The following is a 13237-nucleotide window of genomic DNA, read 5'->3' as shown; positions in this document are numbered from 1 at the left end:
AGCGGCGGAAAACGGCGATGACGACGGCCGGAGCGGAGTAGACAGGTGTTCATCCGGACGCTGTCACTGCGCGACTTCCGTTCCTGGGAGCACGCCGAACTCGAATTATCCCCAGGCCGAACGGTTTTTCTCGGGTCCAATGGCAACGGCAAAACGAATCTGCTCGAGGCGGTCGGCTACCTCGCGACCTTGGGCTCACATCGGGTCGCCGCCGACGCACCGATGATCCGGATCGGCACCGATCGCGCGAGGATCGGCGCGACCGTCGTCAACGCGGGTCGCGAACTGCGCATCGATCTCGAGCTGAACCAGGGCGCCGCGAATCGCGCCCAGATCAACCGATCTCCGGTGCGCAGGCCGCGAGAAATCCTCGGCATTCTGCAAACGGTGCTCTTCGCACCGGAGGACCTGGCCCTGGTCCGCGGCGATCCGGGCGAACGGCGGCGCTTCCTCGACGAGTTGTGCACAGCCAGGTTGCCGCGGCTGGCCGCCGTGCGGGCCGACTACGACCGGGTACTGCGACAGCGCTCGGCCCTGTTGAAATCCGCTGGGCGTCAGGCCCGCTCGAAGGCGGAACTGAGCACCCTGGATGTATGGGACGGACATTTGGCGACCCACGCCTCGGTACTGCTCGCCCAGCGGCTGCGCTTGGTCCACGATCTGTATCCCTATCTCGCACAGGCATACTCGTCGATCGCGCCCGAATCACGTCCCGCCGCGATCGGCTACCGCAGCGCGAGCCTGCCGCCGGAATTCCTGGATCCGGCGCGCGCACCGCAGCCCGATGACGTAGAGGCGCTGGAGGCGAATATGCTGCGCGAATTGACGGCGGCTCGGCCGAAGGAATTGGAACGCGGGGTCTGTCTGGTCGGCCCGCACCGCGACGAGCTGGATCTGATGCTCGGCACCGCCCCCGCGAAAGGATTTGCCAGCCATGGTGAGTCGTGGTCGTTCGCGCTGGCGCTGCGGCTGGCGGCTTTCGAACTGCTGCGCGCCACCGGTGTCGAGCCGGTACTGCTGCTCGATGACGTCTTCGCCGAGCTCGATCGCCGTCGGCGTACGGCACTCGCCGAGGTCGCGGCCGGGGCCGAACAGGTGCTGATCACCGCCGCGGTCCCCGAGGACGTGCCCGCGGAACTTTCCGCGGTGCCGCTGCGGGTGGAGACGAACGGCGGTGCGGACGCCCGCATCTCCCAGATCGCCGACACCGAAACTCCCACCACGACCGCCTGATCCGCGCGGCCTATTCGGGCCTGACGTCAGTGGCTCTTTTCGTGCGGCTGCTCTGTAAGATCACCCGCGGATGCAGTGCAACGCCGTGGCTACCAGCGCACGAACTGATTTCGTATGAACATGGGTAACTTGCCGGGTACGGCCAGAACTTGTCGCGCATCCCACCGTCGGTCCGGTGATGAAGATTCGACGCACCTGCGACCGGCAAAAGATTCGGGGAGAGAGGCGGACCGGTGAGCGATGGAACAGCGTCGAATGCTTCCGCATCCGAGCCGGAACCGGAGCTGCGCGGTATCGATCTCGCGCGGCGCGCGCTCGAGGAGGCGCGGGCGGCTGCCAAGGCGAGCGGTAAATCGGTTGGGCAGGGCCGGGCATCGCCGCGTCGGCTGCGCACCGGAGCCCGCCGCCGCACCGGCTGGTCGGGTGCACGGCCCGATGAACGTGACCCGCAACTGCTTTCGAGCCTGACCGGCGCCATCGCGAAGAACCGGGGCTGGTCGGCCAAGGTCGCCGAGGGCATGGTCTTCGGCCGCTGGGCCGGTGTGGTGGGTGAGGACATCGCCTCGCATGCGACCCCGATGACATTGAAGGACGGCGTGCTGAGCATTGCCGCCGAATCCACGGCATGGGCCACCCAGCTGCGCATGCTGCAGGGCCAGATCCTGGCGAAGATCAATGCGGCGGTGGGACAGGGCGTTGTGACGTCCTTGAAGATCACCGGTCCGGCGGCGCCGAGCTGGCGCAAGGGCGAGCGGCACATCAAAGGCCGGGGTCCACGGGACACCTACGGATAAGCGTGTTGCCCGAGGTCGTTCCACGTGAAACGGCCCGGACCGGACAACTGATTTCGGGAGAACATGTAACTCGTCGGGTACGCCCGAGACGCGGCCACATACTCGACCGTCGGCCCTCAGCGAACCCTCGATTCACCTAACGGTCGGCAAAAGGCTCGGGGAGGCGGAATGGCGGACTCAAACCATCCGAAGGCGGAACCGACCCGTGCTCGACCGATTTCTCGCATCCACGGAGCCGTCAGGGGTGTCGTAGGTGCATTGTGGCTTGGGTCTACCAGTAGGATGGTGGGGTAACTAGCGGCGAACCTTCGGCGCGTTCGATACAGCCCGCGCGTGGACCCGTATTTCACGACCAGAATCAGACCGGGGCCCCACGCGTGCTGTCCGACCGCTGCGCCAGGGATCAGCAAGTAAGGAGAGCTACCCACCAGTGGCTGCCAAGGACTCCAACGCAACGGGCTCGACCAACGCGACATCGGGCAAGCAGGACTACGGTGCCTCCTCCATCACGGTTCTGGAAGGCCTGGAGGCGGTTCGCAAGCGCCCGGGCATGTACATCGGCTCTACCGGCGAGCGCGGCCTGCACCACCTGATCTGGGAGGTCGTCGACAACTCTGTCGACGAGGCGATGGCGGGCTACGCCACGAAGGTCGAGGTCACGCTGCTCGCCGACGGTGGTGTCGAGGTCGTCGACGACGGCCGTGGCATCCCGACCGGCATGCACGCCCAGGGCATTCCCACCGTCGAGGTGGTCATGACCCAGCTGCACGCGGGTGGCAAGTTCGACTCCGACTCCTATGCGGTGTCCGGTGGTCTGCACGGTGTCGGCATTTCCGTGGTCAACGCGCTGTCGCACCGGCTCGAAGCCGAGATCGACCACGACGGTTACCACTGGAGCCAGACCTACAAGGACGCCAAGCCCGGCAAGCTCGTGCAGGGTGAGCCGACCAAGCGGACCGGCACGACCATCCGCTTCTGGGCGGATCCGGAAATCTTCGAGACCACTACCTACAACTTCGAGACGGTGGCCCGCCGGCTGCAGGAGATGGCATTCCTGAACAAGGGCCTCACCATCATCCTCACCGATGAGCGGGTGAGCGATACCGACGTCACCGACGAAGTGGTCAGCGAGACCGCCGAGGCGCCGAAGCACGCCGACGAGCAAACGCCTGCGCCCGCGCACAAGGTGAAGACCCGCACCTACCACTACCCCGGTGGGCTCGAGGACTTCGTCAAGCACATCAACCGGACCAAGCAGCCCATCCACAACTCGGTGGTGAGCTTCACCGGCAAGGGCACCGGCCACGAGCTCGAGGTCGCCATGCAGTGGAACTCGGGTTACTCCGAGTCGGTGCACACCTTCGCGAATACCATCAACACCCATGAGGGCGGCACCCACGAGGAGGGCTTCCGCGCGGCGCTCACCACGGTGGTCAACAAGTACGCCAAAGACAAGAAACTGCTCAAGGACAAGGACGGCAACCTCACCGGTGACGACATTCGCGAGGGCTTGGCCGCGATCGTCAGCGTGAAGGTCGGCGAGCCGCAGTTCGAGGGTCAGACCAAGACCAAGCTCGGCAACACCGAGGTGAAGTCGTTCGTGCAGCGCACCTGCAACGAGCACCTCTCGCACTGGTTCGAGGCGAACCCTGCCGACGCGAAGACCATCGTGAACAAGGCGGTCTCCTCGGCACAGGCCCGGGTCGCGGCCCGCAAGGCGCGTGAGCTGGTGCGGCGCAAGAGTGCGACCGATCTCGGTGGCCTGCCCGGCAAGCTGGCCGACTGCCGGTCCAAGGATCCGAGCAAGTCCGAGATCTACATCGTGGAGGGCGACTCCGCCGGTGGTTCGGCGAAGTCCGGCCGCGACTCGATGTACCAGGCGATCCTGCCGCTGCGCGGAAAGATCATCAACGTCGAGAAGGCGCGCATCGACCGCGTGCTCAAGAACAACGAAGTTCAGTCGATCATCACCGCCTTCGGTACCGGCATCCACGACGAGTTCGACATCAGCAAGCTGCGCTACCACAAGATCGTGCTGATGGCCGACGCCGACGTGGACGGCCAGCACATCTCGACCCTGCTGCTGACGCTGCTGTTCCGGTTCATGCGGCCGCTGGTCGAGCACGGGCACGTCTATCTGGCGCAGCCGCCGCTGTACAAGCTCAAGTGGCAGCGCTCCGATCCCGAGTTCGCCTATTCCGACAAGGAGCGCGACGGTCTGCTGGAGGCCGGTCTCGCGGCGGGCAAGAAGATCAACAAGGACGACGGCGTACAGCGCTACAAGGGTCTCGGCGAGATGAACGCCAAGGAGCTGTGGGAAACCACGATGGATCCATCGGTGCGGGTACTGCGCCTGGTCACCCTGGATGACGCCGCGGCTGCCGACGAACTGTTCTCCATCCTGATGGGCGAGGACGTCGAGGCACGCCGCAGCTTCATCACCCGAAATGCCAAGGACGTTCGCTTCCTCGACGTGTAGCCGACGTGAATTGCGCTGCGCGAAGGCCGATTCCACGTCCGCTATAAGGAGATCTCCAGATGACTGAAACAACGCTGCCACCGAACGGCGGAGCGGGCGACCGGATCGAACCGGTCGATATCCAGAACGAGATGCAGAACAGCTACATCGATTACGCGATGAGCGTGATCGTCGGCCGCGCGCTGCCCGAGGTGCGCGACGGCCTCAAGCCGGTGCACCGCCGGGTGCTGTACGCGATGTACGACAACGGCTATCGGCCCGACCGCGGTTATGTGAAGTCCGCCCGTCCGGTCGCCGAGACCATGGGTAACTATCACCCGCACGGCGACTCGTCGATCTACGACACCCTCGTGCGCATGGCGCAGCCGTGGTCGCTGCGCTATCCGCTGGTCGACGGCCAGGGCAACTTCGGTTCGCGGGGCAATGACGGCGCGGCCGCGATGCGCTACACCGAGTGCAGGCTGACCCCGCTCGCGATGGAGATGCTGCGCGAAATCGACCATGAGACGGTCAATTTCATCCCCAACTACGACGGTCGCTCGCAGGAGCCGACCGTGCTGCCGAGCCGGGTGCCCGCCCTGCTGATGAACGGCAGCAACGGCATCGCGGTCGGTATGGCCACCAATGTGCCGCCGCACAATCTCAACGAGCTGGCCGAGGCCATCTACTGGGCGCTGGAGAACTACGAGGCCGACGAGGAATCCACCCTCGCCGCCTGTATGGAGCGGGTGAAGGGGCCGGACTTCCCGACCTACGGCCTGATCGTCGGCGGCCAGGGCATCCACGACGCTTACACCACCGGTCGCGGTTCGATCCGGATGCGCGGTGTCGTCGAGATCGAAGAGGACAATCGCGGTCGCACCACGATCGTCATCACCGAGCTGCCCTACCAGGTCAACACCGACAACTTCATAAACTCGATCGCCGAGCAGGTGAAGGACGGCAAGATCGCGGGTATCTCGGATATCCACGACGAGTCCTCCGACCGGGCCGGCATGCGCATCGTGGTGACCGTCAAGCGGGACGCGGTCGCCAAGGTCGTGCTGAACAACCTCTACAAGCACACCCAGCTGCAGACCAGCTTCGGCGCCAACATGCTCTCCATCGTGGACGGTGTGCCGCGCACGCTGCGCCTGGATCAGATGATCCGGCTCTACGTCGAGCACCAGTTGGAAGTCATCATCCGGCGCACCCGTTACCTGCTGCGCAAGGCCGAGGAGCGGGCCCACATCCTGCGCGGCCTGGTCAAGGCACTGGACGCGTTGGACGAGGTCATCGCGCTGATCCGGCGCTCGGCCAACACCGATACCGCGCGCACCGGCCTGATGCAGCTGCTCGATATCGACGAAATCCAGGCCACCGCCATCCTCGACATGCAGCTGCGGCGCCTCTCGGCCCTGGAGCGGCAGAAGATCGTCGACGAATTGGCCAAGATCGAGGCCGAGATCGCCGACCTCAAGGACATTCTCGAGAAGCCGGAACGCCAGCGCGCGATCGTGCGCGACGAGCTGAAGGAGATCGTCGAGAAGTACGGCGACGACCGGCGCACCAAGATCGTGGCCAACGACGGCGATATGGCCGACGAGGACCTGATCGCCCGTGAGGACGTGGTCGTCACCGTGACGGAGACCGGCTACGCCAAGCGCACCAAGACCGACCTGTATCGCAGCCAGAAGCGCGGCGGCAAGGGCGTGCAGGGTGCGGGCCTCAAGCAGGACGATATCGTCAAGCACTTCTTCATCAGCTCCACGCACGACTGGCTGCTGTTCTTCACCAATAAGGGCCGGGTGTACCGGGCCAAGGCCTACGAATTGCCCGAGGCCAGCCGGACCGCGCGCGGTCAGCACGTCGCGAACCTGCTTGCGTTCCAGCCAGATGAGAAGATCGCCCAGATCATTCAGATCAAGGGTTACGAAGATGCGCCCTATCTGGTGCTCGCCACCAAGAACGGCCTGGTCAAGAAGTCGAAGCTGTCCGACTTCGATTCCAACCGCAGCGGCGGCATCGTCGCGGTGAATCTGCGCGATGACGACGAATTGGTCGGCGCCGTACTGTGCTCGGCCGATGACGATCTGCTGCTGGTGTCGGCGCGCGGTCAGTCGATCCGCTTCTCCGCCACCGATGAGGCACTGCGTCCGATGGGTCGGGCCACCTCCGGTGTGCAGGGCATGCGATTCAATGCCGACGATGAACTGTTGTCGCTCAATGTGGTTCGCGCCGACACCTATCTGCTCGTCGCGACCTCCGGTGGTTACGCCAAGCGGACCGCGATCGAGGAATACACCCCGCAGGGTCGTGGCGGTAAAGGCGTATTGACTATCCAATACGACACCAAGCGTGGCACCCTGGTCGGTGCGCTCATCGTCGACGACGAGGATGAGTTGTATGCGATCACGTCCGGCGGTGGCGTAATCCGGACGGCGGCGAAGCAGGTTCGTAAGGCTGGACGACAGACCAAGGGCGTGCGATTGATGAACCTCGCCGATGGCGATACGTTGCTTGCTATCGCGCGCAATGCCGACGAACCCGATCCTGATTCGATCGTCGGCGGAGACGGCGACACCGGTTCCTCTGAGCAGTAACCCCATAGCGGCGGCAACGAACGGATCTAAGGATTCCCATTGACCACGAATCAGCCGAACGACGAGCGGCACCAGACGAACGGTGTAACCGAACGGATCGCACCGTCACCGATTCCGCCGCGGCCGATCCCACGGCCGGTCGCATCGGCCGAGAACGGCCAGCCGAGTGGCCCGCAGGGAGGGGTCCAGCCGCACGAAATGCACAGCCAGCAAGGCGAAGTCGCGTTCAAGGCGCCGGAGCCGAGCTCGGGTGCGGACGGGCCGGAGGCATTCGATCAGCGGGCGGCTCGGCCGGGTAACTCCGGCGAGTCGGCCGCGCCGGCGCCAGGCGAGCGCTCGGCATCGAACGGCGGTGGCCAGTCGCCCTTCCAGGAGGGCTGGTCGCAGCTGCCGCAGCGGGAGCCGCAGTCGAACCTGTACCGTCCCGGACAGTCGCCGGTAACCGGTCGCCCGAATTCCACCAGTGGTGGACTCGGCGGTGGTGGGCTCAACAGTGGTGGTGGGCTCAACAGCGGCGGTGGCGGCGGCGGGGGTGGTGGCCTCGGCGGTGGCGGTCTCGGTGGCGGCAATGCCCGCACAACAGCGGATCTCGCGGCCAAGGCGGCGCGCAAGGAAGCGGCGATGGTGAAGTCCGTCGGCATCGACGGGCCGACCCGCAGCATCGCTCGACCGGAACTGATCAAGGACATGCCGGACCTGTCCGAGATCCGGCACCCGCTGCCGGTCGAGACCCCGGCGGGTCCGCAGGCCACACCGGTCTCGCCCGCGGTTCCGGTCGCAGTCGCGGCGGCCGTCGCCTCCGGTGAACCATTGCGAGCCACGGTGCAGATCCGCCGGATCGACCCATGGTCGACGCTGAAGATCTCGCTGGTGATCAGCGTGGCCATGTTCTTCGTGTGGATGCTCGCGGTCGGTCTGCTCTACATCGTGCTCGAGGGCATGGGTGTGTGGGAGCGGCTCAACAGCACCTTCACCGATATGGTCTCCTCCGACAGCGGCTCAGTAGGGTTGGTCGATGCCGGTTCGGTATTCGGCTATGCGGGTGTCATCGGTCTGATCAATGTGGTGCTTTTCACCGCATTGGCGACCGTCGGCGTCTTCATCTACAACCAGTGCTGCGACCTCGTCGGCGGCATCCAGGTCACCCTGGCCGACCCCGATTAGAACAATGTCCACACGGCCGGTCGTTGTCCTCACACAGGGCGGTGACCGGCCGTTTTGGTCATCGGCGGGCGGGTAAGGTAATCTCGTGCCTCGGTTCGGTTAGCAGCTTCGGCGGGTATCCGAACAGGAAATAAGGGCCTATAGCTCAGGCGGTTAGAGCGCTTCGCTGATAACGAAGAGGTCGGAGGTTCAAGTCCTCCTAGGCCCACTCCCGAACATCACAGTAGGGTGGGAATCATGAAAATCCTTCTCACGGTCAGTGTCGTTGTCGCGGTTCTCATCGGAATCACCAAGCTGCGCAAGCGCGACGATGCGGACCTGTGGCACGAAGTCACCACCCGCTGAACTGTCTTCGGACAGTAGGGATTCGGGGCCTTAGCTCAATTGGCAGAGCACTGCCTTTGCAAGGCAGGGGTTAGGGGTTCGATTCCCCTAGGCTCCACAAACTGGGAGGCGAGTGCTCGCGGAGAGCGCTCGCTTTTGTTTGTTCCGCGTATTTTTTGGGGGCGAAGCCCCCAAGCCCCACCCCGGAGGGGGCTTCGCCCCCCGGGACCCCCCACGTGCCTGGATCGCTTGCATAGGTGATGCGCTGTGTCTCGGACCCGGCCTGGATCGCTTGCATAGATGACGCGCTGTGGCCCCGGACCCGGCCTGAATCGCTTGTACAGATGACGGGCTGTGGCCCCGGACCCGGCCTGAATCGCTTGTACAGATGACGGGCTGTGGCCCCGGACCCGGCCTGAATCGCTTGTACAGATGACGCGCTGTGTCTCGGACCTGGCCTGGCTTGCATTCCAGTTGCCGTACCGAGGGCGGGGGCCTCATACCTGATTCGCGTGACCGGATGCCGCGCGCTGCCCCTTGGTTGTGGTTGCGTGAGAGGGAGTGCCTCGGCGCTTGATGCGCGCATTGGGTGACCGGGCCCGGGCAGGAGGGCTAGCTGGCTCGTCGAGGTTGTCGGGCTCGGTCCAGGGGGTGGCTGGGTCCACGGTGTCGCAAATCGTTCCGGCTTCGGTATCGACCGCGGTGGTGGACGAGAGGTGGACGGGGAGGGTGGTGAGGCCGCGGATCAGGAGGCTCTTTCGCCATGTCAGCTCGGTGGCCGGTATGTCCAGCGACGTGGCTGGGATGCGAGCCAGTAGGCGGGTGCGGGCGATTGTTGCTTCCATGCGGGCTGGGGCGGCGCCGATGTAGTAGTGGATGCCGTGGCCGAATGCGATGTTTCGGGTGTCGTTGCGGGTCGGGTCGAAGGTGGTCAGGTCGTCCAGCAGGGTGTCGGCGATCTGCTCGATTCGAGGTCCGAGATCGCGGATGGCGCGGCTCGCGAAAGCCTTCGCGACGAGGCTGCGCTGGCGGATGTGCTGCGGCGGGTCGGCGAAAAGCATGTTGTCGTCGATGGCGCCGTTGTACTAGCCGTCGGCACCGTGTTCGGCCATAACGACCCGCCCCTGCTGCGATCCGATCTTCTTGCTGATGGTCGGCTCGACGAAGGACTGCTTGGCCACGTCGTGATCGACGATCATCCAGCCGAACACCCCGTCCAAGCGGACGCGATGGTGGGCAGCCGGATATCAGGACCGAGTCCCGGCCCGATTCACAGGGCGACCGAGGCCTGCTTCAACTGGGTGAGCATTGTTTCATCGGGCCAGAAGGGGGCTTCGAAGCGGATGGGTGACATGCCGGGAATCGGTGCGAGGCCGGTTATTTCGAGGGCCGCGGTGAGCGGCACGGTGCAAACGGGAACGGCGTTGTTGTCGGCATCGGTGCTGGCGAACATGATGTAGTCGGCGGCAGGGAGTAGATAGTCGACGCCTTTGCCCCAGATGGTGTAGGTGTAGGGGCGAGTGTCGGTGCCTGCCAGCTTTACCTCGCCGACGATGGCCATCTGCAAGCCGCAGTGGGTGAATTCGAGGTCGCGTTCGAGTGCTTCGTTGAGCCAGTCGGCCTGCGCGGCGTATTCCTCGATGGCCAGGCGGTATCCGGCGCGGGCGGCGGTTCGGTGTTGTTCGTGTCGGCCTGCGCGGTCGAAGGGGACAACGGCGTTGTCCTCGTCGAGGGTGTAACCCTGGGGCGAAAGGCGGTGGCGTGCATCGACGTACTGTTGCTCGACCTGACGGTAGATGCGGGCGAGTAGATGTGGGATATCGGGGACCACGATCAGAGTATCGATATCGGGCATGAAGACGACCGGGCGACGGCCGGCGTAGCGCTGGCTGAAACTCGCCAACCAACCCGGAGCGAGTGGCCAGGAGGTGAGATACGCGTCGCCGTCGCGATCGGTGCGGGTGAGGATGGCATTGCCGCGCGGATTATGCGGCTGCGCAATTGCTTCCAGATTTTCGCGGGCCGCCGCGAAGACCTCGTCGGTGGAGACCGGCCACATCGCCAGGGTCGAGTAGTTGATGACCGATCGCGTATTCGGCAGGTCGATCGCGACCAATTCGTCGACGAATGGGAAGGTCGGGCGGCTGACGAACCGGGTGTCGATCTCGTCGGCCTCGGGCCGGCGGTGCAGCAGATTGTCGAGCGCGGCTTGCTTGTAGGTTGTCGGACGCAGAATCGGCCGAAGTAGTGGCCGGACTTCGGCCCAGGTGCGGTGTTGTGCAAGTGCCGCAAGGTGATCCGGCTTCGGATGATCGAAACTCCCCACCGGACAACCGTATCCGTCGCCTCGACGGCGCGCACATGGGTCAGCTCGTCGTGGGCGGGCCGTGGCGGTCCAGGTGCAGGTAGGTGTAGCCGGTAGTGATCAGGCACACCACGGTGGCGGTGATGAGCATGGCCCAGCCCGCGATGAGCAGGCTCAGTAATCCGCCGAAGAGCGCGCCCGCGCCGAAGGCGGCATACAGCAGGAAGTAGCCGAGCCAGTCGGCGTAATCGCCGCCGCTGATATGGCGTTCGATGCCCTGGCCCATCTTGACGAGGGTGCCGGTGACGTAACTGAGGGGGATCGAGACCTCGCCGTTCTTGACGAATGAGGTGTTGAGCGCGCCGACGCCGAAGGCTACGAACAGGATTGGGATGAGGTCGATATTGGTGGCGTTCGTCGCCCAGTAGAGGATACCGTCCAGCAGGGATGCCACGGCGAGACTGAGTGTGGTGAGCAGGGTCGGGCCGTGCGGATGACCGGACCAGTAGTGCCTGCGGCACCAGGAAGCCACCACTACGCCGGCGAGGAACGAGAGCATGAGCAGGGCCGCTGCGACGGCGATTTCGGGTTCGTCGTGGAAGTAGCCGAGCACGGCGCGCTCGGTATTGCCGGTCATGAACGTGACGAAGTAGCCCTCGGTATGCATGAATGCCGCGGCTCCGATGAGACCGGCCAGTGCGGCGAGCACCCATGACAGCCGTGCCTCGGCGTCGTAGAGCGCCCTTCGGCGCGCGAGATCGGGTTTCGTCACTGGTCAGGCTCCTCAGGGAATGACGAGTCAGTGATACCTGGTGATCCTGAGATTCTCCTGTCGCATCGCCGACGTTCCGGATAAGGATCGCGAGGTGTCGCTGGCTTGCTGGCGCGAGCAGGGCCTTGCTGGCGCGAGCAGGGCGATGATTGTCGGTTAGCGTGCACGAGTGAACTCTGTGTTCGACTATTTGCTGACCGAGGCGCTCGATTCGACACCGCTCGAATCGATCACCGATGCGTGGACGCAGCACCGGGCGGCCACCGAGCGGTTCGATACCACGATCGATATCGCGATCGCCGGTGGTTTCGGTGCGGACCGACTGGGTTTCGCATTCCTGTCCGGATATCAGCAGGCGCTGCGGGCGTTGCTGCCCGAACTCCCGGCCGATGAGCTGGTCGCGGTCTCCGCGACCGAGGCGGGCGGCGCGCATCCGTCGGCGATCACGACCCAGGTGACCGAGACCGACGGCGGCTGGCGGGTCAACGGCACCAAGACATTCACCACATTGGGGATACTCGCGCGGCGACTGTTGGTGATCGCCAGTGCGGGCACGGCGGCGGGCGGGCGCAATCTGCTGCGCGCCGTGCTCGTCGATGCGACACAGCCCGGCGTCAATGTGACGAATCTGCCCGGCGTACCGTTCGCACCCGAAATCCCGCACGCCTCGGTCACATTCACCGATGCCGCGGCCGAACCGCTGCCTGGCGACGGCTACTCGGACTACCTCAAACCGTTCCGCACCATCGAAGACGTCCATGTGCTCGCGGCCACCCTCGGCTGGCTGGTGCGGGTCGGGCGCGAGTCCGGCTGGCCGCGGGCGACGCTGCAGCGGTTACTCGCGGCGGTGGCGTTCGTGCGCGGCCTCGAGATGGATCGGCCGACCTCGCCCGGCGGTCATATCGCATTGGGCGGCGCGTACGAGTATTTCGAGCAGGTGCTGACGGAACTGGAGCCGCTGTGGGCTGAGGCCGATCCGGTCGTTCGCGAGCGGTGGGAGCGGGATCGTCGGTTGCTGGCGACCGCCGGAAAGGTACGGGCGCAACGATTGACGGCGGCCTGGCTATCGGTGGGCACGGCGGACGAACCGGCGGTGCCGACAGATAGCTGAGTGGGGCTGAGCTGCCCCGGAAATGGGGAGCGGGCCTCGGCGAAGGGGGGGAGTTAGCCGAGGCCCGCGTAAGGTCGGCCCGGGGGGGAGGGGCCGACGTGAACGATCCTACGCGATGATCCGGGTTTGTGTGTGCGTGGGGATCACCACTTTCCAAGATTTTTCGGGACGGCTCACCTGCGACAGCTGCGGACGCCGCCTGGATAGCCGGACCGGTGGGTTGACGGCCCGCTCGTCGATTCGATGACTGCTATCAAAAATGTTGGCGCGCAGTGTTTTACGGCCGGGATGGGAGCTCACTACGCGGTCGAGGTAAATGTGAAAACCATGCCGACCGGTTGCTGCGCGTCCGTAATCGCTGTGTGGGTTGAGCGGTTGCACGGCAGATTCGGTCGGATTTGTCGCGTGTCGTTCGGGCGCGGGCATGTCGGCCACGCGGATCCCGAGTAGCGGCCAGGTCCGAATCGGGTAGT

General features: G+C 65.0%; 11 protein-coding genes and 2 tRNA genes. 9 read left to right on the top strand and 4 right to left on the bottom strand.

Annotated elements, in window-relative coordinates:
* Positions 1-45: 45 nt before the first annotated feature.
* The 8 genes from recF to ACIBI6_RS29295 all read left to right on the top strand — a co-directional run bounded on the left by recF (position 46) and on the right by ACIBI6_RS29295 (position 8694).
* Positions 46-1233, top strand: a complete 1188-nt coding sequence (gene recF, locus ACIBI6_RS29330) for a DNA replication/repair protein RecF (RefSeq protein WP_364350773.1) — start codon at positions 46-48, stop codon at positions 1231-1233.
* A gap of 233 nt (positions 1234-1466) precedes the next feature.
* Positions 1467-2027: a DUF721 family protein gene (locus ACIBI6_RS29325; protein ID WP_396958502.1), complete on the top strand. Its 561-nt coding sequence runs from the start codon at positions 1467-1469 to the stop codon at positions 2025-2027.
* Positions 2028-2457: 430 nt separating this feature from the next.
* On the top strand, positions 2458-4506 hold the full coding sequence (gyrB, locus tag ACIBI6_RS29320) for a DNA topoisomerase (ATP-hydrolyzing) subunit B (protein WP_364350779.1): 2049 nt from the start codon (positions 2458-2460) through the stop codon (positions 4504-4506).
* Between the two features lie 59 nt (positions 4507-4565).
* The gene (gene gyrA / locus ACIBI6_RS29315) at positions 4566-7088 is read left to right on the top strand and encodes a DNA gyrase subunit A (RefSeq protein ID WP_396958500.1); all 2523 of its coding nucleotides are present in this window, start codon (positions 4566-4568) and stop codon (positions 7086-7088) included.
* 39 nt (positions 7089-7127) lie between these two features.
* Entirely contained in the window at positions 7128-8252 is a 1125-nt protein-coding gene (locus ACIBI6_RS29310) for a DUF3566 domain-containing protein (protein WP_396958499.1), read from the top strand.
* A gap of 134 nt (positions 8253-8386) precedes the next feature.
* Positions 8387-8460, top strand: a tRNA-Ile gene (locus tag ACIBI6_RS29305).
* A gap of 29 nt (positions 8461-8489) precedes the next feature.
* Positions 8490-8597, top strand: a complete 108-nt coding sequence (locus ACIBI6_RS29300) for a DLW-39 family protein (RefSeq protein ID WP_364350785.1) — start codon at positions 8490-8492, stop codon at positions 8595-8597.
* A 24-nt stretch (positions 8598-8621) separates the two neighbouring features.
* A tRNA-Ala gene (locus tag ACIBI6_RS29295) sits at positions 8622-8694 on the top strand.
* A gap of 379 nt (positions 8695-9073) precedes the next feature.
* Here the strand turns inward: ACIBI6_RS29295 and ACIBI6_RS29290 are convergent.
* From ACIBI6_RS29290 to ACIBI6_RS29275, 4 genes are read right to left on the bottom strand one after another with little or no spacing between them, the layout of a single operon-like run.
* Entirely contained in the window at positions 9074-9637 is a 564-nt protein-coding gene (locus tag ACIBI6_RS29290; protein ID WP_396958497.1) for a hypothetical protein, read from the bottom strand.
* A gap of 24 nt (positions 9638-9661) precedes the next feature.
* On the bottom strand, positions 9662-9796 hold the full coding sequence (locus ACIBI6_RS29285; RefSeq protein ID WP_396958496.1) for a hypothetical protein: 135 nt from the start codon (positions 9794-9796) through the stop codon (positions 9662-9664).
* Between the two features lie 50 nt (positions 9797-9846).
* Positions 9847-10902 (bottom strand): hypothetical protein, encoded by a 1056-nt coding sequence (locus ACIBI6_RS29280; RefSeq protein ID WP_396958494.1) that lies wholly within the window; start codon positions 10900-10902, stop codon positions 9847-9849.
* 40 nt (positions 10903-10942) lie between these two features.
* The gene (locus tag ACIBI6_RS29275; RefSeq protein ID WP_396958493.1) at positions 10943-11653 is read right to left on the bottom strand and encodes a YoaK family protein; all 711 of its coding nucleotides are present in this window, start codon (positions 11651-11653) and stop codon (positions 10943-10945) included.
* Between the two features lie 169 nt (positions 11654-11822).
* On the opposite strand from ACIBI6_RS29275, the gene ACIBI6_RS29270 reads away from it, so the two are divergent.
* Positions 11823-12764 (top strand): acyl-CoA dehydrogenase family protein, encoded by a 942-nt coding sequence (locus ACIBI6_RS29270; RefSeq protein ID WP_396958492.1) that lies wholly within the window; start codon positions 11823-11825, stop codon positions 12762-12764.
* Positions 12765-13237 lie beyond the last annotated feature (473 nt).

It is taken from the genome of Nocardia sp. NPDC050412, assembly GCF_044458825.1.
Taxonomy (GTDB): Bacteria; Actinomycetota; Actinomycetes; order Mycobacteriales; family Mycobacteriaceae; genus Nocardia.
The sequence above is the reverse complement of the archived record's forward strand: the minus strand, read 5'-3'. Positions and strand labels throughout refer to the sequence as shown.